24 protein-coding genes are annotated in these 26,432 nt (G+C 74.2%); 17 read left to right on the top strand and 7 right to left on the bottom strand.

What is annotated here, in order from left to right; translation table 11 throughout:
- Nucleotides 1-18: 18 nt before the first annotated feature.
- The 4 genes from ABWI07_RS14190 (at nucleotide 19) to ABWI07_RS14175 (ending at nucleotide 3,145) form a co-directional block, all read left to right on the top strand.
- Nucleotides 19-351, top strand: coding sequence for a hypothetical protein (locus ABWI07_RS14190; RefSeq protein WP_353818794.1), 333 nt, complete (start codon nucleotides 19-21; stop codon nucleotides 349-351).
- A gap of 174 nt (nucleotides 352-525) precedes the next feature.
- The gene (locus tag ABWI07_RS14185; RefSeq protein ID WP_353818793.1) at nucleotides 526-1,119 is read left to right on the top strand and encodes an RNA polymerase sigma factor; all 594 of its coding nucleotides are present in this window, start codon (nucleotides 526-528) and stop codon (nucleotides 1,117-1,119) included.
- Nucleotides 1,112-2,089 (top strand): CU044_5270 family protein, encoded by a 978-nt coding sequence (locus tag ABWI07_RS14180; protein ID WP_353818792.1) that lies wholly within the window; start codon nucleotides 1,112-1,114, stop codon nucleotides 2,087-2,089. Before ABWI07_RS14185 ends, ABWI07_RS14180 begins: the two co-directional genes overlap by 8 nt.
- A gap of 150 nt (nucleotides 2,090-2,239) precedes the next feature.
- Nucleotides 2,240-3,145: an LLM class F420-dependent oxidoreductase gene (locus tag ABWI07_RS14175; protein ID WP_149257102.1), complete on the top strand. Its 906-nt coding sequence runs from the start codon at nucleotides 2,240-2,242 to the stop codon at nucleotides 3,143-3,145.
- Here the strand turns inward: ABWI07_RS14175 and ABWI07_RS14170 are convergent.
- Both ABWI07_RS14170 and ABWI07_RS14165 read right to left on the bottom strand, forming a co-directional pair.
- Complete coding sequence (locus ABWI07_RS14170) at nucleotides 3,123-3,509, bottom strand: VOC family protein (RefSeq protein WP_353818791.1); 387 nt, start codon at nucleotides 3,507-3,509, stop codon at nucleotides 3,123-3,125. The genes ABWI07_RS14175 and ABWI07_RS14170 overlap by 23 nt on opposite strands.
- Entirely contained in the window at nucleotides 3,506-4,123 is a 618-nt protein-coding gene (locus ABWI07_RS14165) for a TetR/AcrR family transcriptional regulator (protein ID WP_235036509.1), read from the bottom strand. The genes ABWI07_RS14170 and ABWI07_RS14165 overlap by 4 nt, the downstream gene beginning before the upstream one ends.
- 277 nt (nucleotides 4,124-4,400) lie before the next feature.
- On the opposite strand from ABWI07_RS14165, the gene ABWI07_RS14160 reads away from it, so the two are divergent.
- The 4 genes from ABWI07_RS14160 (at nucleotide 4,401) to ABWI07_RS14145 (ending at nucleotide 7,873) form a co-directional block, all read left to right on the top strand.
- On the top strand, nucleotides 4,401-5,318 hold the full coding sequence (locus ABWI07_RS14160; RefSeq protein ID WP_353818790.1) for an ABC transporter substrate-binding protein: 918 nt from the start codon (nucleotides 4,401-4,403) through the stop codon (nucleotides 5,316-5,318).
- Nucleotides 5,319-5,403: 85 nt separating this feature from the next.
- The gene (locus ABWI07_RS14155; protein ID WP_353818906.1) at nucleotides 5,404-6,423 is read left to right on the top strand and encodes a FecCD family ABC transporter permease; all 1,020 of its coding nucleotides are present in this window, start codon (nucleotides 5,404-5,406) and stop codon (nucleotides 6,421-6,423) included.
- Nucleotides 6,420-7,190: an ABC transporter ATP-binding protein gene (locus ABWI07_RS14150; protein WP_353818789.1), complete on the top strand. Its 771-nt coding sequence runs from the start codon at nucleotides 6,420-6,422 to the stop codon at nucleotides 7,188-7,190. The genes ABWI07_RS14155 and ABWI07_RS14150 overlap by 4 nt, the downstream gene beginning before the upstream one ends.
- Nucleotides 7,187-7,873: an adenosylcobinamide amidohydrolase gene (locus ABWI07_RS14145; protein WP_353818788.1), complete on the top strand. Its 687-nt coding sequence runs from the start codon at nucleotides 7,187-7,189 to the stop codon at nucleotides 7,871-7,873. The genes ABWI07_RS14150 and ABWI07_RS14145 overlap by 4 nt, the downstream gene beginning before the upstream one ends.
- A gap of 281 nt (nucleotides 7,874-8,154) precedes the next feature.
- On the opposite strand, the gene ABWI07_RS14140 is transcribed toward ABWI07_RS14145, so the two are convergent.
- Nucleotides 8,155-9,516: a chromosome segregation ATPase gene (locus ABWI07_RS14140; RefSeq protein ID WP_149257105.1), complete on the bottom strand. Its 1,362-nt coding sequence runs from the start codon at nucleotides 9,514-9,516 to the stop codon at nucleotides 8,155-8,157.
- A gap of 77 nt (nucleotides 9,517-9,593) precedes the next feature.
- Nucleotides 9,594-11,141: an AMP-binding protein gene (locus tag ABWI07_RS14135; protein ID WP_353818787.1), complete on the bottom strand. Its 1,548-nt coding sequence runs from the start codon at nucleotides 11,139-11,141 to the stop codon at nucleotides 9,594-9,596.
- A 223-nt stretch (nucleotides 11,142-11,364) separates the two neighbouring features.
- Between ABWI07_RS14135 and ABWI07_RS14130 the strand changes: the two genes are divergently transcribed.
- Both ABWI07_RS14130 and ABWI07_RS14125 read left to right on the top strand, forming a co-directional pair.
- A complete protein-coding gene (locus ABWI07_RS14130; RefSeq protein ID WP_353818786.1) occupies nucleotides 11,365-13,440 on the top strand; it encodes a vWA domain-containing protein in 2,076 nt (691 codons plus the stop codon).
- 10 nt (nucleotides 13,441-13,450) lie between these two features.
- Nucleotides 13,451-14,842 carry an extracellular solute-binding protein gene (locus tag ABWI07_RS14125; RefSeq protein WP_353818785.1) on the top strand — a complete coding sequence of 464 codons (1,392 nt, stop codon included), beginning with the start codon at nucleotides 13,451-13,453 and terminating at the stop codon, nucleotides 14,840-14,842.
- 10 nt (nucleotides 14,843-14,852) lie between these two features.
- Here ABWI07_RS14125 and ABWI07_RS14120 read toward each other — a convergent pair whose 3' ends face one another.
- On the bottom strand, nucleotides 14,853-15,446 hold the full coding sequence (locus ABWI07_RS14120; protein WP_353818784.1) for a TetR/AcrR family transcriptional regulator: 594 nt from the start codon (nucleotides 15,444-15,446) through the stop codon (nucleotides 14,853-14,855).
- A gap of 77 nt (nucleotides 15,447-15,523) precedes the next feature.
- Here ABWI07_RS14120 and ABWI07_RS14115 point away from each other — a divergent pair, with 77 nt between their 5' ends.
- From ABWI07_RS14115 to ABWI07_RS14095, 5 genes are all read left to right on the top strand, one after another.
- Nucleotides 15,524-17,137, top strand: a complete 1,614-nt coding sequence (locus tag ABWI07_RS14115; protein ID WP_353818783.1) for a carboxyl transferase domain-containing protein — start codon at nucleotides 15,524-15,526, stop codon at nucleotides 17,135-17,137.
- 8 nt (nucleotides 17,138-17,145) lie between these two features.
- Nucleotides 17,146-19,083, top strand: coding sequence for an ATP-binding protein (locus tag ABWI07_RS14110; RefSeq protein WP_353818782.1), 1,938 nt, complete (start codon nucleotides 17,146-17,148; stop codon nucleotides 19,081-19,083).
- Complete coding sequence (locus tag ABWI07_RS14105) at nucleotides 19,080-20,009, top strand: hydroxymethylglutaryl-CoA lyase (RefSeq protein WP_353818781.1); 930 nt, start codon at nucleotides 19,080-19,082, stop codon at nucleotides 20,007-20,009. The genes ABWI07_RS14110 and ABWI07_RS14105 overlap by 4 nt, the downstream gene beginning before the upstream one ends.
- Before the next feature lie 5 nt (nucleotides 20,010-20,014).
- Complete coding sequence (locus ABWI07_RS14100; RefSeq protein WP_353818780.1) at nucleotides 20,015-21,163, top strand: acyl-CoA dehydrogenase family protein; 1,149 nt, start codon at nucleotides 20,015-20,017, stop codon at nucleotides 21,161-21,163.
- A gap of 202 nt (nucleotides 21,164-21,365) precedes the next feature.
- Nucleotides 21,366-22,115, top strand: coding sequence for an FkbM family methyltransferase (locus ABWI07_RS14095; RefSeq protein WP_353818779.1), 750 nt, complete (start codon nucleotides 21,366-21,368; stop codon nucleotides 22,113-22,115).
- On the opposite strand, the gene ABWI07_RS14090 is transcribed toward ABWI07_RS14095, so the two are convergent.
- Nucleotides 22,112-23,044: a LysR family transcriptional regulator gene (locus ABWI07_RS14090; RefSeq protein ID WP_353818778.1), complete on the bottom strand. Its 933-nt coding sequence runs from the start codon at nucleotides 23,042-23,044 to the stop codon at nucleotides 22,112-22,114. The genes ABWI07_RS14095 and ABWI07_RS14090 overlap by 4 nt on opposite strands.
- Before the next feature lie 89 nt (nucleotides 23,045-23,133).
- Here ABWI07_RS14090 and ABWI07_RS14085 point away from each other — a divergent pair, with 89 nt between their 5' ends.
- The gene (locus ABWI07_RS14085) at nucleotides 23,134-24,045 is read left to right on the top strand and encodes a zinc-binding dehydrogenase (protein ID WP_353818777.1); all 912 of its coding nucleotides are present in this window, start codon (nucleotides 23,134-23,136) and stop codon (nucleotides 24,043-24,045) included.
- Nucleotides 24,042-25,439: an alpha/beta fold hydrolase gene (locus ABWI07_RS14080; RefSeq protein ID WP_353818776.1), complete on the top strand. Its 1,398-nt coding sequence runs from the start codon at nucleotides 24,042-24,044 to the stop codon at nucleotides 25,437-25,439. Before ABWI07_RS14085 ends, ABWI07_RS14080 begins: the two co-directional genes overlap by 4 nt.
- A gap of 26 nt (nucleotides 25,440-25,465) precedes the next feature.
- Here ABWI07_RS14080 and ABWI07_RS14075 read toward each other — a convergent pair whose 3' ends face one another.
- Nucleotides 25,466-26,407 carry an LLM class flavin-dependent oxidoreductase gene (locus tag ABWI07_RS14075; protein WP_353818775.1) on the bottom strand — a complete coding sequence of 314 codons (942 nt, stop codon included), beginning with the start codon at nucleotides 26,405-26,407 and terminating at the stop codon, nucleotides 25,466-25,468.
- Nucleotides 26,408-26,432: the final 25 nt, after the last annotated feature.

Here is a 26,432-nt window from a genome sequence, read left to right as displayed (position 1 = left end):
GGCGTCGGATTGGCTGCTATGGACAGCGAAGACCGCGCGCTTCGGGTGAGAGCACGCCGTACGCGGCGAGCCGGTGAGCGCGGGGGCATCCCGCTCCCGGACGATCCGGAATCCCCGGGAACAGCTCCGGAGCACCTGCGCGAGGCCGAGGAGTACGCTCGGCAGGCGATGATCTCCTCGGCACGGGCCCACGACCGCGCCGCGGTGCTCCTGGAGGGAATGGCGACCGCCCATCCCGAAGAGGCGGAACTGCATCTCAAGTCGGCCGCGCGCCATCGTCGATGGGCCGACAACGACAGGAGCCTGGCCCAACAGTACGCGCCGCGAAGCAGCGAACCCGACCGCCTCTGAACCCGCCTCCCCGCACGCGGCGGGACGCGGAAGCGTCGGCCGCCGGCGCATGACTCCGTCATGCGGAAGGCCTGCCCTCTGAGCCGGCGGGAAGCGGACGCGGAGGTGCGGTCAAAAGCCGGGTGACCGATACCGACGCTGCGAAAGGTCCGCGATGACGAGGATGAAACCGCGGTGACCGCCGAGGTGCACCAGCACAGCGACAAGGCGATCATCGAGAGGTCCCGGCGGGATCCGGAGGCGTTCGCCGGGCTGTACGACCGGCACGCCCCGGCGATCCACCGGTACCTCGCCCGGCGGCTCGGGCGCGATCTGGCCGACGACCTGATGGCCGAGACGTTCCTGCAGGCGTTCCGGCAGCGCGACCGCTACGACCCGGAGCGCCTGAACGCGCTGCCCTGGCTGTACGGGATCGCCACCAACCTGATCAACCAGCACCGCCGCCGCGAGATGCGGTTCTGGCGGGCTGTGGCCCGCACCGGAGCCGGCCCCGCCGCGGGCTCGGCCGACGAGGGGGTGGCGGACCGGGTGGCCGCCCAGGGCACCCGGCCGCGACTGGCCGACGCGCTGCGCCGCCTGAACCGCGGGCAGCGGGACGTGCTGCTGCTGACCGCGTCCGGAGACCTGTCCCCGGCCGAGATCGGCACGGCCCTCGGCATCGCCACCGGCACCGTCCATTCCCGGCTCAGCCGCGCCCGCACCAGGATGCGCGAGGCGCTCGGCGGGATCGACCCCCTTGACATGGGAGAGGAGCAGTTCCATGGGTGAACTCCACCGCATGTACGACGAGGTGGCCCCGCCGAGCCCGGAGGTCCTGGCCGAGGGCCGGGCCCGGCTGGTCGCCCTCACCGGGGACGACCGGCGCCGCAGCCCGCGGCCCCGGCGGTCCAGGGGCCTGCCGGCGGTCGCTCTGGCCGGCGCGGTGGCGGCCGCCGGGGCCGTGGTGGTCGCGGCGCAGGGCTCGGACGACGGCCCCCGCGAGATCCGGCCGGTCAGCGCCCACGAGGTGCTGACCCGGGCGGCCGCCACCGCCCGCCTGGAGCCCGAGCTGCACCCCCGTCCCGGCCAGTACCTCTACGTCCGGTCCGTCGTCGCCTGGGGGCCGGGGAAGGTCGCTCCGGGCAAGTCCGCGGGCAAGGAGACGCGGGAGCGCTGGGTGTCGGTCGACGGCTCCAAGCCGGGGCTGCTGCGCGAACCCTGCCGCAGGCCGGGAGCCAATGTCTGCGACTCCCCTATCCCCGTCCAGGACGAGAGCGCGCCCGTTCCCCGTCCGGGCAGTCATCTGTGGCTGGTGCGTGAGCTGCCGGGGCTGATCGAGCATTGGAAGCCCCAGGTCAAGGCGCACACGCCCGCCCCCTCCGCCACCCCGGGCCGCGGCAGGCCGTTCGGGGAGTGGGACTGGTACGGGGTCGGCGAGCTCGTCGGCGACTACCTGCCCCCGAGACTGCGCGCCGAGGTCTTCGAGTTCCTCAGCGACGTCCCGCGGGTCAGGGTGGACGAGCACGCGACCGACGCCCTCGGCCGTCCCGCCGTCGCCCTGTCCCAGGACTCCGGCGGCGGCCGGCTGGAGCTGATGTTCGACCGCTCCACCTACCGCTTCCTCGGCAGCCGCTACCTCGATCTGAAGCCCCGCCCCGTCGGCGGCGACCGGACCTCCGAGCCGGAGAGCGGCGCCGGAGAGGTGAAGACCACCGTCCTCCAGGTCAAGGTCGCCGACCGCCTCCCCGCCGGATCCTGACCGCGGACGACGGGCCCGGCATCAGCCCGATGCCGGGCCCGTCGGCGTCGCCCGGTGCGCCCGGCCCGACGAGCCCGGACACGCTCCGGCTTCTCCGCTCGGGCGGTGGGGAACTGTGTAAGGATCTGATCATCTCTAGAGGAGGTCCTTGTGCGGGTTGGGGTTCTGCTTAACGAGCGGGGCGGGGTCGAGGCGCTGGGCAAGCTGGCCGACGACGCGCGCCGCGCGGCGGACGACGGCTTCTCCTCCGCCTGGATGTCGCAGATCTTCGGGGTGGACGCGCTCACCGCGCTGGCCGTGGCGGGCAGCGGGGTGCCGGGGATCGAGCTTGGGACGGCGGTGGTCCCGACGTATCCGCGCCACCCGGCCGTGCTGGCGCAGCAGGCGAGGACGACCGCCCTCGCATTGCAGGGGCGGTTCACGCTCGGCATCGGGCTGTCCCACAAGATCGTCATCGAGGACATGTACGGGTACGACTACGGCCGGCCGCTCCGGCACATGGACGAGTACCTGTCAGTGCTGGCGCCGCTGCTGGCCGGGGAGAACGCCTCCTTCACGGGCGAGACGGTGCGCGGCCACATCGGGTTGAGCGTGCCCAACGAGGGGCGGGTGCCGCTGCTCCTGGCGGCGCTCGGCCCGAAGATGCTGAAGCTGGCGGCCGAGCGCGCGGACGGGACGGTGCTGTGGATGACCGGGCCCGTCACCGTCCGCGAGCACATCGTGCCGACCATCACGGCGGCGGCCGAGGCGGCCGGACGGGACGCGCCGCGCGTCGTGTGCGTCCTGCCCGTGTGCGTCACCGGCGAGGTGGAGCGCGCGCGGGAGCAGGCCGCGGAGACGTTCGAGGTGTACGGGGTCCTGCCGTCCTACCGGGCGATGATGGACCGGGAGGGCGTGGAAGGGCCGAAGGACCTCGCGATCGTCGGGGACGAGGACGCGGTCGCGGCGAAGCTGGAGGAGCTGGCGAAGGCGGGCGTCACGGACTTCGTCGCCGCCGAGTACATGCCGGGCGACCGGCGCACCCGGGACTTCCTCAAGTCGGTCGCGGGGAGATGAGCTCGTAGAGGTTGCCGCTGGCGTCGGAGAAGTAGACGCCGCGGCCGCCGAGCGGGTGGTCCTCGTCCACGCGGCCGTTGTCGGCGTGGGCGGGGCCGTCGCCGTAGGGGATCTCGCGGGCGTCGAGGCGTTCCACGATCGTGTCGAAGGTGACCGCGTCCACGTCGAAGGCCAGGTGGTGGCCCTGCGGGTAGGCGACGGTCAGGAAGTCGAGGGTGAGGCCCTCGTTCACGCGGATCGGGACGAAGTGCCGCGCGTGCGGGTGCGCGCCGGTGTACTCCAGGCCCATGACGGCGGCGAAGAAGCGGGCGGCCTCGTCGTTGTCGGCGGCCGTCACGATCGCGTGGTTCAGGGTGATCGTCACGCGGCGTCCCCTTCCTTGAGAGCGCCGTGCAGGAAGACGTCCAGGTACTCCTCGACGGACGGGCCCGGTGCGCCCGGGCCGGCGCCGCGGCCGCGGCTGAACACGAAGCCCATGAAGAGGCTCGCCACCTGCTCGACGGGCAGGCGCAGCCGGTCGCGTTCGGGCTCGAACAGCTCGGCGAGCGCCTCGCAGGTCTGAACCATGGAGGCGGCGCGGTCGGGGCCCGGCTCGCCTTCCCCGGGCGCGCGGCGCTCGCGCCGCCCGGTGGCGTGCAGGGTGCCGAGCACCAGGCCCATGCGGGCGAGGTAGGCGTCGATCGCGGCGGCGGCCTCGGCGAGCCGCGCGGGCAGCGGCTGGTCGAGCGGGATGGCGCCGATCTCCGCGAGGACGTGGTCGGTCCGCAGCGCTTCGGCGACGCAGGCGTCCAGCAACTCGTCCTTGTCGGCGAACACGCGGAAGATGGTCGCCTCGCCGATGCCGGCGGCGCGGGCGATCTGCGCGGTGGTGACGGCCGTGCCGTGCTCGGCGACGAGCGGCAGGGCGGTCCGGATGATCATTTCGCGGCGCTGCTCCGGGCTCATCCCGGGGGCGCGCCGCCTGGTCTTCTGCTCCATGCCCGCCACGGTACGGAGTGAGTACTCACTCCGTCAATACCGAAGTGAGTACTCACTCCGCACAACCCGACAGATCAGCATTCGGTGGCTGATACCGTTGCGATGCTGCGCGCCTGGAGCGAAGTCCGGTGGAAAATCCGGCGCTGTCCCGCAACTGTGGTGCCCCTCTCGAAGTGGCCGAGCCAGGTCGCCTCCTCGCGCGCCGACGATTGTCGACCTCGTGGAAGGGCGATCCGTCCTGAACGGGCCGCGGCTTCCCTCCAGCCAGGAGGCTCTTGTGAGACCCGTACGCACCTTGGGCGCGGTGATGGCCATCGGCGTCGTCACCTTCGCCGCCGCATGCGGCGGCGGCGACGGCAAGTCCGGCGGCACGCAGGACGGGGCGTCCGTCACCGTCCAGGCCGCCAACGGGGCGGTGTCCGTCCCGGCCAAGCCCAAGCGCATCGTGTCCCTCTCCCCCACGCACACCGAGACGCTCTTCGCCATCGGCGCCGGGTCGCAGGTGGTCGCCGTGGACGACTACTCCAACCACCCGGCCAACGCCCCGCGGACGAAGCTGTCGGGCTTCAAGCCCAACGCCGAGGCGATCATCGCGTACAAGCCGGACCTCGTCGTGCTGTCCGACGACCTGGACGGCATCGTCAAGGCGCTGGGGAAGGTGAAGGTCCCCGTCCTGCTGGAGCCGGCGGCCGCGAACCTGGACGAGGCGTACGACGAGATCAACGACCTCGGGCAGGCGACCGGCCACGCGGCCGAGGCGAAGAAGGTCACCGACGGCATGCGCGCCGACATCCAGAAGACGGTCGCCGCGTCGGCCAAGGCCAAGGGCCTCACCTACTACCACGAGCTGGACAACCAGCTTCACTCGGTGACGTCCAAGACGTTCGTCGGCCAGGTGTACGGGCTGTTCGGCCTGCAGAACATCGCCGACAGGGCGGACAAGGCGTCCGGCGGCTACCCGCAGCTGTCCCGCGAGTACCTGCTCAAGCAGGACCCCGACCTGATCTTCCTGGCCGACACCAAGTGCTGCGGGCAGAGCGCCGCCTCCCTCGCCAAGCGCCCCGGCTGGTCCGACCTGGACGCGGTCGGGCACGGCGGCGTGGTGGAACTCGACGACGACATCGCCTCCCGCTGGGGGCCGCGCCTGGCGGAGTTCGTCAAGGCGATCGGCGACGCGGTCCAGAAGGTTCAGTGACCGCTTCCGCCGAGGACGCCCGGCCGTGAGCAGGCGTCGGCTGCGGCCCGGGGACGACGGCTCACGGGACGGGAGCCAGGCCAAGCTGCGGGCGCTGCCACTGGTGGCGGCGGCCGGGCTGCTGCTGGCGGCCCTGCTGGCGGGGGTGCTGGTCGGGTCGGCCGGGCTGTCGGTCGGCGGGGTCCTGAAGGCGCTGGCCGACAGGATCCCGTTCGTCAGCGTCGACAGCGGGTTCGGCGTCATCGACGAGAACGTGCTGTTCCAGCTCCGGGTGCCGAGGGCCCTGATGGCGGCGCTGGTCGGCGGGATGCTCGCCGTCGCGGGCGCCGGGTACCAGGGGGTGTTCCGCAACCCGCTCGCCGACCCGTACCTGCTCGGCGCGGCGGCGGGCGCCGGGGTCGGGGCCACGCTGGTCATCGCGCTGGTGCCGGGCGACCCCGGGTACGGGGTGCCGCTCGCGGCCTTCGTCGGCGCGATCGGCGGGGTGGCCCTGGCCTACCTGCTGGGCAGCGCCGCCACCGGGCGCGGGAACGGGACGGCGACGCTGGTCCTGGCCGGCGTCGCTGTCTCGTCGTTCCTCGCCGCGGTGCAGACGCTCATCCAGCAGATGAAGTCGGAGGAGCTGCAGCGGATCTACTCCTGGATCCTCGGCGGGGTCGGGTCGGCCGACTGGCACCAGCTCGCGCTCGTCTTCCCGTACGCGCTGGTGTCCACCGTGGTCCTCCTCGCGCACGGCCGGCTGCTGGACGTGCTGAGCGTCGGCGACGAGGAGGCCGCGTCGCTCGGCCTGTCGGCGGCGCGGGTCCGGCTGACGGTGCTCGTGGCGGCGTCGCTGGCGACGGCGTCGGCGGTGGCGGTGAGCGGGTTGATCGCCTTCGTCGGCATCGTCGTGCCGCACATCGTGCGGCGGCTGGCGGGGGGGTCGTACCGGATCGTGCTTCCGCTGTCGCTGCTCGGCGGCGCGGCGTTCCTGGAGGTCGCCGACCTCGTGGCGCGGACGGTGATCAGTCCGGGTGAGGTGCCGCTGGGCGTGGTGACGGCGTTCGTCGGCGGGCCGTTCTTCGTCGCGGTGCTGCGCGCCTCCCGCAGGCAGGTGGACACATGACAGTCTCGGTGCGGGGCCTCGATGTCGCGCTCGGCGGGCGGCAGGTGCTGAAGGGCGTGTCGCTGGACGTCCCGGCCGGGTCGTGGACGGCGGTCATCGGGCCGAACGGCGCGGGGAAGTCGACGCTGCTGCGCGCGGTCCTCGGCCTGGTGCCGTCCCATGGCGAGATCACCCTCGCGGATGCGGACCTGCAGTCGCTCAAGCCGAGGCAGCGCGCCCGGCTCGTCGCCTACGCCCCGCAGAGCCCGAACCTTCCGGTGGGCATGACGGTGTTCGACTACACCCTGCTGGGCCGCTCCCCCTACATCCCGCATCTGGGCCGGGAGAGCGCCCGCGACCGCGCCGTCACCAGAGAGGTCCTCGACCGCCTGGGCCTCACCCCGTTCGCGGCCCGCCCGCTGGACCACCTCTCCGGCGGGGAGCGGCAGCGCGTGGTGCTGGCCCGCGCCCTCGCGCAGCAGACGTCGGTGCTGCTGCTGGACGAGCCGACGACGGCGCTCGACATCGGCCACCAGCAGCAGGTGATGGAGCTGATCGACCGGCTGCGGCTGTCCGACGGGCTGACCGTGGTGACCACCATCCACGACCTGACGCTCGCCGGGCAGTACGCCGACGGGCTCGTCCTCGTCTCGGAGGGCCGGGTGGCGGCGGCCGGCCCGCCCGACCTGGTCCTCACCCGCGACACCGTCGAGAAGCACTTCGACGCCCGCGTGGTCGTCACCCCGGGGCCGGGCGGCCGGCCGGTCCTGTCGCTGGAGCGCCCGTGAACCTCGAGACGGTGTGGCGCGAGGAGGACGGCCGGCGGCTCGCCTCGACCGTGTGGCGGGCCGGCCCCGGCCATCGGATGATCTCCTCGGCGATGCTGGGCGGCGGCATCGGCCCGGCCCGCTGGGTGCTGAACGCGCAGGTGCCGGGCGCGTACGCGCGGACCGACCCGGTCGCGCACCTCTCCGAGCTCGCGGCCGCGCACGGGCTGGAGGGCCCCGGCGTCGGGATGCTCACGGCGGCCTCGGTCGCGCGCACGGTGCGGCGGGACGACGAGGGCGTGAGCGTGTCGGCGACGGTCGGGCTGCGCGTGCCGACGTGGGCGGCGTCCCCCGCCGGGACGCCCGACCCGGAACTGGCCCCGCTGGAGGGGGACGGGACGCACGCCCGGACGCCCGGAACGATCAACATCGTGGTCGCCGTTCCCGTCCCGATGAGCGACGCGGCGCTGGTCAACGCGGTCGTCACCGCCACTGAGGCCAAGACCCAGGCGCTGCTGGAGGCGGGCTTCCCGTGCACGGGCACGGCGTCCGACGCGATCTGCGTCGCGGCCACGACCCGCGGGGAGCAGGAGGTCTTCGCGGGACCCCGCTCCACCTGGGGTTCGCGGATCGCCCGGGCCGTGCACGCCGCCGTCCGCGCCGGCGCCCTCGACTACACCGCCCGTCTGGAGGCGCGCGGCTAGGTCCCGAAGTGGCCTCGGCCACGCGCGTGAACGCGTGACCTGCCCGGTGCGGCGAAGCCGAAGGCGAGCGGAACCGGGCAGATCGCGAAGCGATGCCGCGTTCGCCCAGGCCCGGTCACGTAGCGAGCCACCAGGCGAGCGCAGTGGGCCGGGACTTTCGAACACTGCCTAGCACCGGCCGCCGTACCACCCCGGTGCGGTACGGCGGCCGGTCTCAGGGCCAGTGCAGTGTGGGGGTCAGGCCTCACCTCCTACCTGTGCGTCGCGTGGCCGGCAGGCGATCAGCCGGCGTGGGGAAGGCGATGTCCGTTGATCCCGCTGTGTCCTCCGTGTCCGTAGCCGTTGTAGTCGTTGCGGTGCAGCGGGTCGGTGGCGAGCGGGTCGCCCCCGTCCAGCAGGGACCCGCCCATCGGGGGCAGGGAGTGCAGCCCGGTCGGCGGCTCGCGGTCCACGCCCGGGCGCGGCCCCGTCGCGGCCGGGTCGGCGCGCCCCTCCGACAGCGCGGTGAGCGCGTCGACGCGGCGGCGCGCGCGCTCGGCCTCGGCCCGGGCGGCGTCCCGCTCGGCGGTCAGCGCCTTCACCGCGGCGCGCAGCTCCTCGGCGGCGCGGGTGAGCTGCCAGTTGTGCTGCTCCAGCTCGCGGGCCCGCGCCTGGATCTGGTCGCGATCGGCGACGGCCTGCCCCCGTTTGGCCTCGGCGTCGCGGACGGCGGAGCGCAGGTCCTCGGCGGCGCGGACGGCCGCGGCGGCCTCGACGCGCTGCCCCTCGACGAGGGTCTCGGCCTCCGACAGCCGCCCGTGCAGGGCGACGAGTTCCGAGCGGGCGCTCTCCAGGGAGGCGAGCAGTTCGCCCTCCCGGGCCGCCATGCGGTCGCGCTCGCGCTCGGCGGCGAGCCGGGCGGCCCCCGCGCCGTCGGCCTCGTCCCTCGCCTCCTGGCGTTCGCGCCGCGCGGCGTCCCGCTCGGCGGCGAGCCGCTCGGCCTCGGCGCGGGCGGAGGCCGCCTCCTGCTCGGCGGCCTCGGCGCGGGCGCGGGCGGTCGCGGTCTCCCGCCACGCCACCTCGGCCTGCCGCTGGGACGCGTCGCGCTCGCGCTGCGCGATCGCCACGTGCCCGGCGGCCTCGGCGCGGGCCTCGGCGATCCGCCGCTCGACGCCCGCGACGCTCAGCTCGGACACCAGCGAGCCTGCGAGCCGGTCGGCGAGGCCCTCCAGCCGGTCGACCATCTCCCACGTCCAGGCGACCTGGCCGGTGAGGCCGGGCGACTCCAGTCCGCGCTCCCGGCTCTCGCGCGCGGCCCGCTCGCACGCGCCGTCGCCGTCCTGGCAGTAGCGGACGGTGCGGGCGCCGCGCACCGGCTGCGGCACGGGCCGTCCGCAGCCGGCGCACGGCCAGACCGCGACCGGGTCACCGAGGCGTGCGATCCCGGCGCGGTCGTCTTCGGGGGCGGGCGCCTGCCCCGCCCCGGCCGGGGCGTCCGGCGGCGCGTCGGAGGCCGCCCGCGGGCCCGCCGGGTCCGCGCGGGCCGCCGGCTCCTCCGCCTCGGCGTAGGCGGCGGGGTCGGTGATGACGGGAAGGTCGGTCTGCGTCGGGGCGGCGGGGGTCGGGGCGACGTTGTCGAGGGGGGCGACCTTCAGGTCTTTCATGTGCCGTTGTACGCACGGACGCCCGGAGGCGTTCGACGTTCGCGGCGACGAGTTCTCTCCGTCCCCTCCCGGCGGCGTCAGCCCTTCTGTTCCCGCAGGTAGGCCTCCCGCACGCTGCGGCGGCTGAGCTTGCCGGACGGCGTCCGCGGCAGCGATTCGCGGAACTCCACCTGCCGGGGGTGCTTGATCCGCGCCAGCCGGGGCGCGCAGTGCGCGAGCAGTTCGGCGGCGAGGGCGTCCCCCGGGGCGGCGCCCTCGGCGGGTTCGACGAGCGCGACGACGCGCTGCCCCCAGTCGTCGTCCGGAATGCCGATGACGGCGACGTCACCGACCGCCGGGTGCTGGAGCAGGACCGACTCGACCTCGGCGGGGTAGATGTTCACCCCGCCGGAGATGATGAGGTCGGTGCGGCGGTCGCTCATGTAGAGCCAGCCGTCCTCGTCGAGGCGGCCGAGGTCGCCGGGGGTGTAGTACTCGCCCCGCATCGCGGCGGCGGTCTTGTCCGGGTCGCCGTGGTACTCGAACCCGGGCTGCCCCGACGCGTAGATGAGGCCGATCTCCCCCGGCGGCAGCTCGGCGCCCTCCGGGTCGAGGATCTTGATCTGCACGCCGTCGACCGCGCGTCCGACCGTCCCGGGGCGGGCGAGCCAGTCGTGCGGGGCCGCGACGACGACCGCGCCGCTCTCGGTGGAGCCGTAGTACTCGTAGAGGACGGGCCCCCACCAGTCCATCATCCTCTGCTTGGTCTCCACGGGGACGGGCGCGGCGCTGTGGTACACCTGGCGCAGCGTCGACAGGTCGTACCGGGCGCGGACGTCGTCGGGCAGGGCCAGCATCCGGTGGAACATCGTCGGCACCATGAACGCGTTGGTGACGCCGTGCCGCTGGATCAGCTCCAGGGTGTGCTCGGGGTGGAACCGCGGGGCGACGACGACGGCGTGGCCGAGGTTCAGCGCCATCATCGCGTGCACGCAGGGCGCGGAGTGGTAGAGCGGCGCGACGGCGAGGTGGACCTCGTCGCCGGGGACGAGCCCGAGGTGCCGCCCCAGCGTCCGCCGCATGATGTCGATCAGCACCTCGGGCGCGATGTCGAGCAGGGGCCGCCGGACGCCCTTGGGCCGCCCGGTCGTCCCGGAGGTGTAGAGCATGATCGAGCCCATGCGCCGCTTGGCGGGCGGCTCCGCGCTCCCGGAGGCGCACAGCGCGGCCATCGACCGGAGCCCGCCGCCGGTGTCGACGCTCACCCGGCCCTCGGCCGGAACCCCGGCCTCGTCGGCGGCGTCCGCCACCGCCTCCGCCAGCGCGCTCTCGGTGATGACGGCCTTGGCGCCGCTGTCGCCCAGGATGTAGCCGATCTCGGGCGCGGTCAGGTGGCGGCTCACCGGGACCAGGTACAGGCCCGACTGGACCGCCGCCAGCAGCACGGTCAGGAACTCGGGCCGGTTGCCGAGGACGGTCGCCAGCGTGTCGCCGGGCCCCAGCCCCAGCGCGGTCAACGCGTTGGAGAGCCGGTTCACCTCGGCGTGCAGTTCGCCGTAGGACATCGGTACGCCGGGGGCCAGCACGGCGGGGCGGTCCGGGTCGTTGCGCGCGATCTCGTAGAAGCCGACACCCTCGACGCCCATGCGGCTCTCCTCCGTCCGGGGGGCATACAACCGAATGCTGTTCGACCATCTGATCCGGGCGGCGCCGGGACAGTCAAGGCCGCCGGTGTCCGGCCCGCGCCCGATGGGGAAGATCGTCCGATCCAGGACAGCGGTTTTCCATGACCTTGCTCGTCCGGGCAATTATCATTGGACGTCAGATCGAAGAACGGAAGAGCGTGCTTTCCTCGGCGACGGAGCCGGAATGAGTGAGTCGGGCAACGAGAACTCTGGTTCGCGGCTCGACCGGCTCATGCAGGCGGCGATTCCCGGTCTGCTCTTCGGTGTGCTCTCCGGCCTGATCGTGAAACTGATCAACGCGTTCGCCTGGCTGGAGACCCTCACGCTGGCGCTGCTCGCCCTGGCCATCGCGGCGGGCTCGGTGGCGCTGTCGGTGGCGCTGTTCCGCTCCCAGCGGGCGGGGGCCGTGCTGAAGAGGGTCTTCGAGAAGCTCCCCTGGAACGCGGAGGCCGTGGCGTGGACGCTCGCCGGGGCGGCGGCCATGGCGGTGGTCCTGCTCGCGGGGACGGGCATCGTCGCGCTGGCCGGGCACGCACGCCCATGCGGCCGGCCGCTGGAACTGCGCGTCGTCACCACGCCGGAAGCGCTTTCCGCGCTGCGCGACACCGCGAAGGGCTTCGAGGCCGGCAGCGAGGAGCGGGGCTGCCGCGAGTACACCGTCACCGTCACGCCGGAGCCGGAGTTCGTGCAGCTCTCCGAGGCGTTCGGGCGGCTGTGGCGGCGCAGCGAGCCCCCGAGCGGCGAGGTGGCGCCCGCGCCGGCCGACGAGCGGCTCTACGGCCCGCAGCCCGACGTCTGGATACCGTCGTCGACGGCCGAGTTCGAGTACGTGGAGAAGAGCCCGGCCCAGGTCCGCGAGGTGGCCGCCGCCGGGTCCCCGAGCCCGAGCCCGCCCGCCAAGGTCGACCCGATGTTCACGCCCCGCGGCTCGCTGGGGTCGTCGCCCCTGGTCCTCGCGTTATTCGGGAGGTACGGGGTCAGGTACTCGGCCTTCAAGCCGCCGGAGCGGTCCACCGCCGCCCTGCTGCAGCGCTTCGCCGAGGCGGGCGTGAGACCGCGCAACATCGCCCGTCCCGTCCCCGAGACGTCGGCTCCCGCGCTGGCGGTGACGCCCGTCCTCTACCAGGCGCTGCCGGGCGACGCGCGTCAGGACGAGGAGTTCGCCTCGCCCACCGCCCTGGTCGCGCCGGACGCGGTGACCCTGCTGTGCAAGGCCCGCCAGGGCTCCCGTCCGCCGGACCGCATCGCCTTCGCCGTTCCGGAGCAGGTCGTCAGCGACTACGACACCGGACGGCTCAAGGAGCAGTGCGCCGCCGCAGACGCGCCCGACGCCGGCGGCGAGTGGATGCTGTACCCGTACTACGCGGCCGACCTGCCGACGCTCGACTACCCCTTCATCCAGGTGACCTGGCGCGGCCAGGACACGCGCGAGCGCGACCAGGGCGTCGCCCGGTTCCACCGGTGGCTGGCCGACCATCCCCTCACCCAGCAGGGCTTCCGGGACCCGCAGGGCCTCATGCCGTCCGCGCACGAGGGCGACTCCGCCCGCCCCGACCTGGTGGCCCTGCGGAAGAAGGCCGGCTCCAACATCGTCCCGACGCAGCTGGCCCCGGTGGGCGCGAACGGCGGCGGCCAGGACGTGGCCGCGAACCTCGAACGCGTCGCCGGCGCGCGCCCCCCGATCTCCGTGGCTCTCATGCTCGACGTGTCGGGGTCGATGAGCCGCCCGGCCGTGGGCCGCGACACCCGGCTGGCGCGCGGGGTCTCGTTCCTGCAGAGCCTGGTCGCCCAGCTCCAGAGCCATGACAGCGCGGGCTTGCAGGTGGCGTCGGAGAAGAAGTCGCCGGTCGACCCCTACACCCTGGAGAACGTCCGGCTCACCGGGACCGACCCCCGGCAGAAGAACCGGATCGCGAGCCACCTCCAGGCGATCGCGACCACCGGGAGCGACATCGCGCTCGGCGACATGATCGGGAAGGCCGAGCTGGGCCAGGGGGCGAAGAACCTGATCGTCGTCACCGACGGGCAGTCCAGCGGATCCGGCGATCCCGGATCGATCCGCGAGGCGGCCGCGAGGTTCCGCGACCGGCACCGGGACGTGCGGGTGACGGTCGTGCTGACGGGTCCGACGGGCTGCGACGCCTCCCCCGCCAAGGAGGTCGCGGACGCGTTCGGCCCCGCGGACGGCACGGGGTGCGTGGCGCTGACGCGGACGCCGGAACCGCAGCAGGCCGCGCAACTCCTCTCCGACCTGCGATGAACGGAGGGCGATGACGGGACGGCGGCGACGGTTCCTGCCCCGGGAGCGGACGTCCTGGCTGGGCGCCGCGAGCGGGGCCGCGGCGGTGCTGGTCTGCGGGGCGGCGCTGGTCCTGTGGCCCGGCTCCTCCGGCTACCGGGCCCTGGCGCCCGACTGCGCCCGCTCGGAGCTGGTCGTCGCGGGCGGCACCGACGTGAGCCTGAACAACCAGCGCCGGCAGCTGATCCGGGACTGGAACGCCGGGGGCAACCCGCACGCCACGCTCGTGGAGGTCGCGGAGTCCACCGACTCCCAGCACAGCCAGATCAAGGCGATGGAGGAGTCCGGCGGCTGCGGCTACGACGTGCTGGTCATGGACAACACCTGGACGGCGGAGTTCGCCGCCGGCGGCTACCTGCGGCCGCTCGACGACATCGGGAGGCGGAGCGACTTCTTCCCCGTCGCGCTGGAGACCGGGCAGTGGCACGGCAAGCAGTACGCCGTCCCGTTCAACGTGGATGTCGGGCTCCTCTACCGCCGCGACGGCGTGCAGGCCCCGGAGAACTGGTCGAACCTGCTCGATTCCGGGGCCGCGTTGCAGCTCGGCGACTACGAGGGGCTGACGGTCAACGCCCTCGAAGCGGTGTGGAACGACGGGGGCGGCCGTCTGCTCACCGGCGAGGAGCACCCCGACCAGGAGAAGTTGCGGAAGAAGGTGTTCCCGGCGCTGGAGCGGATGGCCTCGCATGTGCGCGAGCCCCGGTCGGCGCGCTGGCCGCTGGCGGCGTCGCGGTCGTACGACGAGCAGAAGAGCATGGAGGCGTTCCTGTCCGGGGCGCCGCTGATGCGGAACTGGCCCTACGCGTTCTCCACGCTCGCGACCGAGCCGGGGATGCGGGCCGGGAAGCGCCTGCGGTACGCGGTGGCCGCCCTGCCCGGCACGACCGTCCTGGGCGGTCAGAACCTCGCCGTCTCCAAGCACTCCCCCCATCCGGACGCCGCGCTCAAGCTCGTGGAGTACCTGAGCGGAACGGACAGCCAGCGGCTGCTGTTCGCGTGCGGCGGCTTCGCGCCGGGACGCTACAGCGCGCTCGGCCTGAGCCCCGAGCACCACGCGGCGGCCGATGTGAAGGTGATGACGTGCTCCGCCGCCGAGCAGGCGCTCAAGTCGGGCGGCGGCGGATCCGACGGCGCCGAATCGGAGGAGGTCGAACTCGACGAGGCGCAGCTGACCGACCTCGGGAAGGCCGTGGTGCAGGCGCTGGACCGGGCGCAGCCCCGTCCCGTGACGCCGCACTACAGCACGTTCACCGGTACGTTCCGCGGCTGCGTGCAGAAGATCTTCGACCGGTCGGGGACGGACGCGAGGACGTTCGCCGGGGCCGTGGGCCGCTCGCTCGACGGGCGCACGGCGTCCTGCTGACCGCGGCCGGTCAGCGGGCGCGTTCGAGGGCCGCGCGGGCCATGCCGTGCAGGAGGTCGCCCATCGCGTCGCGGTCGAGGCCCTGCGCGGCGCTGCGCGGGGTGGAGTTGAGCAGGCCGAAGCAGGCGTGGACGGCGGCGCGGGTGCGGTCGTCCGGGAGCCGGGGGCCGAGGCGGCGCAGGACGGCGACCCACTCCTCGACGTAGGCGCGCTGGAGCCGGCGGATGCGGTGGCGCTGCGGCTCGGGGACGTTGTCCAGCTCCCGCTCGTGCACGGTGATCAGCGCGGGGTTGTCGAGGGCGAACGCGATGTGCCAGCGCAGCAGCGCGTCCAGGGCGCGGCCGGGGTCGGGGTCGGCGGCGCGGCGGACGCCCTCGGCGAGCAGCCGCTCGCTGATGTCGAGGAGCATCTCGGCGAGCACGGCCTCCTTGCCGCTGAAGTGCCGGTAGAGGGCGGGCCCGGTGAGCCCGACGGCCCGGCCGAGGTCGCCGATGGACGCCCCGTGGTAGCCGCGGCGCGCGAACAGCTCGGCGGCGGCGCCGAGGATCTCGGCCCGGCGCGGATTGGGCGGGCCCGGCGGCGCCTCGGCCGGATGCGACGTCATGCGGCCAGTCTAGACTAGAGTTGTTAACGACCGTTAACATCGGCATTGTTAATGAACGTTAACCGGGAAGGGGGGTCATGAGCGGACCCGAGATCGGCTCGCGCGCCGACGTCGCGGGCGAGGCGTTCAAGGCGAACGCCGCGCACAACGAGGCGCTCGTCGCGGAGCTGCGCGACCGCGTCGACCGGGCGGGCCGCGGCGGACCGGAGCGCGCCCGCGAGCGGCACGTGGCGCGCGGCAAGCTGCTCCCCCGCGACCGGGTCGACACGCTCCTGGACCCCGGCTCGCCCTTCCTGGAGCTGTCGCCGCTGGCCGCGAACGGCATGTACGGGGACGAGGCGCCGGGCGCCGGGATCATCACCGGGGTCGGGCGGGTCTCCGGCCGCGAGTGCGTCGTGGTCGCCAACGACGCCACGGTCAAGGGCGGCACCTACTACCCGGTCACGGTGAAGAAGCACCTGCGGGCGCAGGAGGTGGCGCTCCACAACCGCCTGCCCTGCGTCTACCTGGTCGACTCCGGCGGCGCGTTCCTGCCCCGGCAGGACGAGGTGTTCCCCGACCGCGAGCACTTCGGCCGCATCTTCTACAACCAGGCCACGATGTCGGGCCGCGGCATCCCGCAGATCGCGGCGGTGCTGGGCTCGTGCACGGCGGGCGGCGCCTACGTCCCGGCCATGAGCGACGAGGCCGTCATCGTCCGCGGCCAGGGGACGATCTTCCTGGGCGGGCCGCCGCTGGTGAAGGCCGCGACCGGCGAGGTCGTGACGGCGGAGGAGCTGGGCGGCGGCGAGCTGCACTCCCGCACCTCCGGCGTGACCGACCACCTCGCCGAGGACGACGCGCACGCGCTGCGGATCGTCCGCGACATCGTCGGCACGCTGGGGCCGCGCGAGCCGCGCCCGTGGGAGGTCGCGCCGCCGGAGGAGCCGGCCGCCGACCCGTCCGAGCTGTACGGGATCGTCCCGCCGGACTCCCGCACCCCCTACGACGTGCGCGAGGTCATCGCCCGCATCGTGGACGGCAGCCGCTTCCAGGAGTTCAAGAAGGAGTACGGCGCCACGCTGGTCACCGGGTTCGCGCGCATCCACGGGCACCCGGTCGGGATCGTCGCCAACAACGGCATCCTGTTCGGCGAGTCCGCGCAGAAGGGCGCGCACTTCATCGAGCTGTGCGACCGGCGCAGCGTCCCGCTGGTGTTCCTGCAGAACATCACCGGGTTCATGGTCGGCCGCGAGTACGAGGCGAGCGGCATCGCCAAGCACGGCGCGAAGATGGTGACCGCCGTCGCCTGCGCCCGCGTCCCGAAGTTCACCGTCGTGATCGGCGGCTCGTTCGGCGCCGGGAACTACGCGATGTGCGGCCGGGCGTACTCGCCGCGCTTCCTGTGGATGTGGCCGAACGCTCGCATCTCCGTGATGGGCGGCGAGCAGGCGGCGAGCGTCCTCGCCACCGTGCGCCGCGACCAGATGGAGGCGCGCGGCGAGGAGTGGCCCGCCGATGACGAGGAAGGGTTCAAGGCGCCGATCCGCGAGCAGTACGAGGCGCAGGGCAACCCGTACTACTCGACGGCCCGGCTGTGGGACGACGGAGTGATCGACCCGCTCGACACCCGGCGCGTCCTGGGGCTCGGGCTGTCGGTCGCGGCCAACGCACCGCTGGAGCCGGTCGGCTACGGCGTCTTCCGGATGTGAGGGTGTTGATGTTCGACAGCGTCCTGGTCGCCAACCGCGGGGAGATCGCCGTCCGCGTGTTCCGCACGCTGCGGCGGCTCGGCATCCGGTCCGTGGCCGTCCACACCGGGGCCGACGCGCGGGCGCGCCACGTGCGGGAGGCCGACGAGGCCCTGCTGATCCCGTCGTACCTGGACATCGAGGCCGTCATCGCGGCCGCCCGCGACTCCGGCGCCTCGGCCGTGCACCCGGGGTACGGGTTCCTCGCCGAGAACACGGCGTTCGCGCGGGCGTGCGGCGAGGCGGGGCTGGTGTTCATCGGCCCGCCGGCCGAGGCGATCGACGCGATGGGCGACAAGATCCGCGCGAAGCGGACCGTCGCGGCCGCCGGCGTCCCCGTCGTCCCCGGGCGGGACGAGCCCGGCCTGTCCGACGCCGAACTGGAGGCCGCCGCGCTGGAGGTCGGGCTGCCGGTGCTGCTCAAGCCGTCCGCGGGCGGCGGCGGGAAGGGCATGCGGCTCGTCCGGGACGCCGCGGACCTGCCGGAGGCGATCGCGTCCGCGCGGCGGGAGGCCCGCGGCTCGTTCGGCGACGACACGCTGCTCGCCGAGCGGTTCGTGGAGAACCCGCGGCACATCGAGATCCAGGTCTTCGCGGACGCGCACGGCGCCGCCGTGCACCTCGGCGAGCGCGAGTGCAGCCTGCAGCGCCGCCACCAGAAGATCATCGAGGAGGCGCCGTCCCCGCTGCTGGACGCCGCGGCCCGCGAGCGGATGGGCGCCGCCGCCGTCGCCGCCGCGCAGGCCGTCGGGTACGTGGGCGCCGGGACGGTCGAGTACATCGTCTCGGCCGACCGCCCGGACGAGTTCTTCTTCATGGAGATGAACACCCGGCTCCAGGTCGAGCACCCCGTCACCGAGTTCGTCACGGGCCTCGACCTGGTCGAGCTCCAGCTCCGGGCGGCGGCGGGAGAGCCGCTGCCGTTCACGCAGGACGACGTGCGTCTCGACGGGCACTCCATCGAGGCCCGCGTCTACGCCGAGGACCCGGCCCGCGGCTTCCTCCCCACGGGCGGGAAGGTGCTCGCGCTGAGCGAGCCCGAGACCGCGCGGGTCGACTCCGGGCTGGACGTCGGGACGGAGGTCGGCGGCTCCTACGACCCCATGCTCGCCAAGGTCATCGTCCACGGCGCCGACCGCGCCGAGGCGCTCCACAAGCTCGACCGCGCGCTCGCGTCCTACACGCTGCTGGGCGTCCCGACGAACGTCGCGTTCCTGCGCGCGCTCATGCGGCACCCGTCCGTCGTGTCGGGCGACCTCGACACCGGCCTGGTCGAGCGCGCCCTGGACGAGCTGGTCGCGGGCGCGTCCGTCCCGCCCGAGGTGCTCGCCGCCGCCGCGCTGGAGCGGATGCTCGACCTGGAGTCCGGCGACGACCCGTGGGACGTGCCGGACGGCTGGCGGCCCGGCGCCCACGCCTGGGCGCCATGGATCATCACCCCGTCCGGCGGCGACCCGGTGGAGGTCCGCGTCCAGGGCAGGGCCGCGTCCGCGCGCGTCGCCGTCGGCGGCGAGGAGCCGGTCACCGCGTCGCTCACCAGGCCGTTCACGCTGACCTACGGTGGAAGGACGACCTCGTTCGCGAGCGCCCGGGACGGGCGCACCCTGTGGCTCGGGCGCGACGGGCACGCGTGGGCGCTGAGCGAGCACGTCCGCGCCGAGGGCGGCGCCGATGCCGCGGCCGCGGGCGACGGGGTGCTGCGCAGCCCGATGCCCGGGACGGTCCTGGCGGTCAAGGCGGCCGAGGGCGACCGCGTCGAGGCCGGGCAGGCCCTCGTGGTCGTCGAGGCGATGAAGATGGAGCACACCGTCACCGCGCCGCTCGCCGGCGTCGTGGCGAAGCTGCCGGTCCGCGCGGGCGCACAGGTCGCCCTCGACGCGGTGCTGGCCGTGATCGAGGAGGCATGACGGTGCCGGTACCCCTCTCCGGACTTCCCGAGCGGGTCACGATCTACGAGGTCGGGCCGCGCGACGGGCTGCAGAACGAGAAGGCGGTCGTCCCCGCCGAGGTGAAGGCGGAGTTCGTGACCCGCCTCGCGGGCGCGGGGCTGCGCACGATCGAGACGACCAGCTTCGTCCACCCCAAGTGGGTGCCGCAGCTGGCCGACGCCGAGGAGCTGCTGGACATCCTGCCCCGCTCTCCCGAGCTGCGGTATCCCGTCCTCGTGCCGAACGAGCGCGGCCTCGACCGGGCGCTCGCCAACGGCGTCACCGAGATCGCCATCTTCGGCAGCGCGACCGAGACGTTCGCCCGCCGCAACCTCAACCGCACCGTGGACGAGTCCCTCGCGATGTTCGCCCCGGTCGTGGAACGCGCGCGCGCCGAGGGCCTCTGGGTGCGCGCCTACGTGTCGATGGTGTGCGGCGACCCCTGGGAGGGCGACGTGCCCGTCGAGCAGGTGGTGTCCGTCGCGTCCCGGATGATGGACATGGGCTGCTCCCAGCTCAGCCTCGGCGACACCATCGGCGTCGGCACGCCCGGCCAGGTCACCGCGCTCATCGAGGCGCTCACCGGGGCGGGCATCGGCACCGACCGGCTCGCGGTCCACTTCCACGACACCTACGGGCAGGCCCTCGCCAACACCCTGGCCGCGCTCCGCGCGGGCGTCACCGTCGTGGACTCCTCCGCGGGCGGCCTCGGCGGCTGCCCGTACGCGGAGAGCGCCACCGGCAACCTGCCCACCGAGGACCTCGTCTGGATGCTCAACGGCCTCGGCGTCGAGACCGGCGTCGACCTCGCCGGGCTCGTCGCCACGAGCCGGTGGATGGCGGGCCACCTGGGCCGCCCCAGCCCGTCCCGCGTAGTCCAAGCCCTGTCACCTGAATCGGAGTAGCGCAAATGATCGACTTCACGCTCAGCGAGGAGCAGGAGGAGCTGCGGCGCACGGTCGAGCGGTTCGCCCGCGAGAGCGTCGCCCCGGTGATCGGGGACCTGTACGAGCGCGGCGAGTTCCCCTACGAGATCGTCGCCGCGATGGGGAAGATGGGGCTGTTCGGGCTGCCGTTCCCCGAGGAGCACGGCGGCATGGGCGGCGACTACTTCACGCTCTGCCTGGCCCTGGAGGAGCTGGCGCGCGTCGACTCGTCCGTCGCGATCACGCTGGAGGCCGGGGTGTCGCTGGGCGCGATGCCGATCTACCGGTTCGGGTCGGCCGAGCAGAAGGAGCGGTGGCTGCCGCAGCTCACCTCGGGCGAGCGGCTCGCGGGCTTCGGGCTGACCGAGCCGGGCGGCGGCTCGGACGTCCCCGGCGGCATGCGCACCACCGCCCGGCTGGACGGCGACTCCTGGGTGATCAACGGGTCGAAGGCGTTCATCACCAACTCCGGCACCGACATCACCGCGTTCGTGACCGTGACCGCCTTCACCGGCGAGAACGAGATCTCCACGATCATCGTCCCGAACGGGACCCCGGGCTTCACGGTCGGCCGCAAGTACTCCAAGGTCGGCTGGTCGGCGTCCGACACGCGGGAGCTGTCCTTCGACGACGTCCGCGTTCCGGCGGAGAACCTCGTCGGCGAGCGCGGCCGGGGGTACGCCCAGTTCCTGCGGATCCTGGACGAAGGCCGTATCGCGATCGCCGCGCTGTCGGTCGGCCTCGCCCAGGGCTGCGTGGACGAGTGCCTGCGCTACGTCCGCGAGCGGGAGGCGTTCGGCAAGGAGATCGGCCGCTACCAGGCCATCCAGTTCAAGGTCGCCGACATGGAGACCCGCGCGCACACCGCCCGCCTCGCCTACTACGCGGCGGCCGCCAAGATGCTGGCGGGCGAGCCCTTCAAGAAGGAGGCCGCCATCGCCAAGCTGGTCGCCTCCAACGCCGCCATGGACAACGCCCGCGACGCCACGCAGGTCTTCGGCGGCTACGGCTTCATGAACGAGTACGCCGTCGGCCGCTTCTACCGCGACGCGAAGATCCTCGAAGTCGGCGAGGGCACCTCCGAGGTCCAGCGCATGCTGATCGCCCGCGCCCTCGGCCTCCCGTCTTCCTGACCTGACCGCTCCGGCGGCCGGCCCGCCGCAAGCGGCCGGCCGCCGGATCGCATCCTCGTCCGGTCAAGGGTGATCAGCAGAGCAGCGGCGCGCTCTCCGGCGGCGGACTCCGCTCCTGCCCTGGCGAAGGCGCTTTTCGGCCGGTCGGACGCGCCGCGCTCGGCTCGCGGCCGCGGGGCGTCCGGCGCGATACAGTCGGCGGATGCTGCTGCGCGCGTACGGCATCGCCCGCTCCCTGCTCATGTACTACGGGGTGCCGGGCAAGCACCGGCGCGCGATGCGCCTCTACGGCGAGTTCCTCGGTCCCGGTGACCTCGCGTTCGACATCGGCGCCCACGTGGGCGGCCGGGTGCGCACCTGGCGGCGCCTCGGAGCGAGAGTGGTCGCCGTGGAGCCGCAGCCCGACTGCCTGCGCGTCCTGAACCTGTTCTTCGGCCGCGACCGCGACGTCGCCATCGTTCCGGGCGCCGTCGGGGCCGAGGCCGGGCGGGCCGCCCTGGCCCTGTCCACCGCGACGCCGACCGTGTCCACTATGTCGCCCGGCTGGATCGACGCCGTGACGACGGACCAGAGCTTCGCCCGCGTCCGGTGGGACCGCTCGATCGGCGTCGACGTGACGACGCTGGACGAGCTCATCGCCGCCCACGGCGTGCCCGCCTTCTGCAAGATCGACGTCGAGGGCTTCGAGTCGGACGTGCTGGCGGGGCTGTCCCGGCCTCTGCCCGCCCTGTCCTTCGAGTACGTGCCGTCGGCGCACGACGCCTCCCTCAAGGCGCTGGGCCTCGTGGACGGGCTGGGCGACTACGTCTACAACTACTCCCCCATCGAGACGATGCTGCTGGCCAGTCCGCGCTGGCTCGACGCCTCCGAGCTGCGCCGGCGGCTGGAGAAGATCCGTCCGCGCGGCCGTTCCGGGGACGTCTACGCCCGCCTCCGCCGGCCCGGCGACTAGGGGGTCGGAGGGGGCGCCTCGCCGGGCAGCCAGTCGCGGGCGGGGTCGTACTCCAGCCAGCGGTGCCGCCGCCCGTACTCGGCGAACCCCCTGATCAGCGCGGGGAGCATCGGGTGCGGCGCCTGCCGCGGCCAGATCAGCGACCAGGCGTAGAGCGGGGTCGGGTCGACGACGGGGACGGCCCGGACTCCGGGTGCGCCGGGCAGCGGGGCGTCCGCGGGGAACAGCGTGATCCGTCCCGGCTCGGCCGGCAGGCCGGCCAGCAGGTGCTCCACCCCGAGGTTGGCGCCGCCGGACACGGCGCGGACGCCGAACTCCTCGCAGAACCGGCTGATGAAGTCGAGCCGGTCGGCGGCCGCGGGGAACCACAGGTCGCGCCCGGCGAGGTCGGACGGGCGGACGCCGGACGCGCCGGCGAGCGGATCCCCGGCGGCGACGAGGACGTCCACGGGTTCGAGCCGGACGAGGCGGTGCGCCAGCCCGTCCGGCAGCGGCGGGTGCACGCGCCCGAACGCGGCGTCGACGTCGCCGCGCAGCAGTGCCGCCGCCGCGGCGGGGAGGTCGCGGCTCATGCCGAGTTCGACGTCGAGCTCCGGCCGTTCCTCGATCACCGGGGCGACCGTCCGGGCCGGGCCGTACAGGTGCCCCCAGACGTCGAGCCGCAGCGGCCGGCCGGCGGCGTGGACCGCGCCGACCGCGGCCTCGGCGGCCCGCAGCGCCTCCCGCGCCGGCTCCAGGAAGCGGCGCCCCGCTCCGGTGAGCTCCACGCTCCCGCGGGTGAAGAGCGCGACTCCGAGCGCCGCCTCCAGCCTCGCCACCCGCTTGGACACCGCCTGCTGGCTGATCGACAGCTCCTCGGCGGCCCGGCCGAAGTGCAGGTGGCCCGCGACGGCGACGAACGCGCGCACCTGGCCGAGGTCGAGGTCCATGCCCCTCATCGTGGGCGACAACCGGTGGTTGTCAACCCGGCCCGGCGGCTGTTGGACCGGCCCGGCGCCCGCCCGGTTTCCTGCGGGGCATGAGAGCACTCCTTCCCGAAGCGGGCTCGGTGGCGTTCGGCGAGGTCGACGAGCCGGTCCCCCGCCCGGACGAGGCGCTGGTGAAGGTCGCGGCGTTCTCGGTGAACCGGGGCGAGACGTTCCAGCTGGAGTCCGACCGGCCCGGCTGGCGGCCCGGCAAGGACGTCGCCGGCCTCGTCGTCCAGGCCGCCGCCGACGGATCGGGGCCCGCGGCCGGCAGCCGGGTCGTGGGCCATCCGCCGTCGGCGGGCTGGGCGGAGTACGTCGCCGTCCCCACCGCGTCGCTCGCCGAGATCCCCGCGTCCGTGTGCGTCCAGTCGGCCGCGGCGCTGCCGCTGGCCGGGCTCACCGCGCTGCGCCTGCTGCGCACGTCCGGCGCCACGGCCGGGACGCGCGTCCTGCTGACGGGCGCGTCCGGCGGCGTCGGGCACTGCTTCGTCGAGCTCGCGGCCGGCGCGGGGGCCGAGGTCACCGCCGTCACGGCGTCCCCGGACCGCGGGCGGCGGCTCGCCGAACTGGGCGCCGCGGTCGTCCACGATGTGCGGGACGCCGCCGGGCCCTTCGACGTCGTCCTGGAGTCCACGGGCGGGGACGCCCTGCCGCTCGCGCTGGCGCGCACGGCGGCCGGAGGCACGCTCATCTGGTTCGGGCAGGCGAGCCGCCGGCCCGTGACGCTGGACTTCTTCGACTTCTTCGACGGCCCCGAGTCCGCGTCCATCAGGCACTTCCACTACGCGGGCGCCCCGTACGGGGAGGATCTCGCCACGCTCGTCCGGCTGACCGCGGCCGGGCGCCTCCACCCGGAGCTCGGCCGCGTCGCCGACTGGGGCGAGACCGCCGCCGTCCTCACCGACCTCCGCGAGCGCCGCATCCGCGGCAACGCCGTCCTCACCCTGGAGCAGAACCGATGACCGCCTTCTTCGACGAGCCCGTCGCCCCGTTCGCCGCCGTCAACCGGTCGCGCGCCATCGCCGCCGGGATCGACCCCCACCAGTACGACGCGGTCACCGCCGCCCTGACCTCCCTGCACCAGTGGCCGGACGCGTTCGCGCGGACCGGGCGGGAGCATCTCGCCCTCGCGGAGAAGGCGCGCCTGCCGCGCTCGGCGGGCGAGGCGCTCCGCGACGCCGCGCTGTGGTTCCACTTCGCCACGGTGCTGCCGAACCCCGACCTCGCCGAGCACGGCCGGGCCGCCGCCGCGTCCGCCGCCGCCCTGCGCCGTTCGCTCGCCGTCCTCGCGCCGGACGCCGAGCACCTCACCGGCCCCGACTTCACCGGCGTCCTCCGGCGCCCGTCCGCGGACGCGCCTCTGGTCGTCCTGGTGCCGGGCATGAACTCCGGCAGGGTCGAGTTCATGCCGATCGCCGACGCGCTCGTGCACCGCGGTCTAGCCGTGCTCGCCATCGACGGGCCCGGCCAGGGAGAACTCGCCGTCCGCGGTGTCTGGGAACCCGACTACCAGCGGGTCGTGGCACAGGCCCTCGACGCCGTGGACGGCCTGCCCGCCGCCGTCGGCCTGATCGGGCTCAGCATGGGCGGCTTCCTCGCCGCCGCCGCCGCGCGGCACGAGCCCCGGATCGGCGCCGTCGTCACCGTGAGCGGGCCCACCGCCATCACGTGGGACGAGCTGCCGCCGTACGTGACGGAGTCTTTCGTCCTGCGCACGGGCGGGGAGGCGGCCGCCCGCGAGTTCGCCCGCCGGGTGACCGCTCCCCCGGTGCCGCAGCCGCTCCGCGTCCTGGACGGCGGACTGGACGTCATCCCGGGCGTCGCCAACGGCGAGGAGCTGGCCCGCCGGGCGGCGAAGGGCGAGTACGTGCTGGTGCCCGAGGGCGACCACCTCTTGGAGAACTGCCGCTGGCTCTGGCTTCCCGAGACGCTCGACTGGCTCGCCGCCCGGCTGAGCGACGACCCCGCGTCCGTTGTCAGGCGCTATGTCGAGGCGGTCGCGAGCGGCGACCTGGACACGATCAAGGCGAGCTTCGCCGACGACGCCAGCTGGACCTACCCCGGCGACCTTCCGCTGAGCGGCACCTGGAAGGGCCGGGACGCGATCGTCGACGGCTTCCTCGGAGGCGCCGGACAGCTCTTCCGGCCCGGGGGCGAGCCCGAGGTCGCCCTGACCGGTGTGGTCGCGGACGGCGACCGGGTCGTGGCGGAATGGACGTCGCGGGGAACGGCCCGCGGCGGAGCGGCCTACGACAACCCGTGCCTCGGCGTGTTCACCGTTCGGAACGGCAAGATCACGTCGGTCCGGGAGTACACCGACACGCAGCACGTCGAACGCACCCTGTTCGGCTCCTAGTCCGCGCCGGCCGCGCCGGCCGCTCCTCAGCGCCGTGCCTCGTGTGCGGGGCGGCCGCCGGCCTCCTTCGCGACCGCTTCGCGGACGGCGGGGGCGATCTCCTGCCCCCAGCGGCCGACTGAGGCGAGGTCCTGCGTCCCGCCCTCGGGCGAGAACAGGGTGAAACCGGACGCGCCGTGCTCCAGGACCGCCCGGGTCAGCTCCTCGGCCCACTGCTCCGGAGAGCCGCCGATCCAGCGCCCGTCGCGGTCGCGGGTGGCCCGCAGCGGGCGGTCGGTGATGCGCCCCGGGAGGTTGAAGATCGTGCCGATCTCGCGCGGGTCGCGGCCGGCGGCCGCCGCGGCCTCGTCGATGACCGGCCGCGACGTCCGGTAGCGCTCGCTGAGCCAGTCCGCCGCGTGGCCGGGGATCCAGCCGTCGGCGACCCGGCCGGTCGCGGCGAGGGACTTCGGGCCGACCGACCCCGTCCACACCGGCGGCGCGGCCACCGGGGCCGGCTCGATCTCCTCCACCCGGTAGTGGCGGCCCCGGTGGGTGACCGGCGGGCCGCCGCCCGCCAGCTTCCGGACCAGGACGATCGCCTCCTCGAAGGCGTCCACGGCGTCGCCCGCGGGCAGCCGCGGCACGCCCATGTCGGAGATCCGGTCCCACAGCCCGCCCGCGCCCATGCCGAGGACGACGCGGCCGCCGGAGAGCGCCGACAGCGACGTCACCGTCCGCGCGAGCATGGGAGCCGGCCGGGTCGGCAGGTTCGTGACGTTGGCCAGGCCCGCGATGTGCTCGGTGCGGCCCAGGACGAAGCCGATGGCGGCGTAGGCGTCCACGCGGTCGCCGAGGTAGGGGTGGTCGGACAGGGAGAAGTGGTCGAGGCCGTCCCGGTCGGCCTGCTGGGCCATGCGCAGCAGGCCGGCGGCGTCCTCGATGACGGTGTGCGCGCCGAACCCGAAGAGGGGCCGCTGTACTGACATCGTGCTTCCTTCCGTCGTGCGGGTC

The organism is Actinomadura sp. NPDC000600 (assembly GCF_040492135.1).
GTDB lineage: Bacteria > Actinomycetota > Actinomycetes > Streptosporangiales > Streptosporangiaceae > Spirillospora.
Note: the sequence above shows the minus strand (reverse complement) of the source record. Positions and strands in the feature narration are given on the sequence as shown.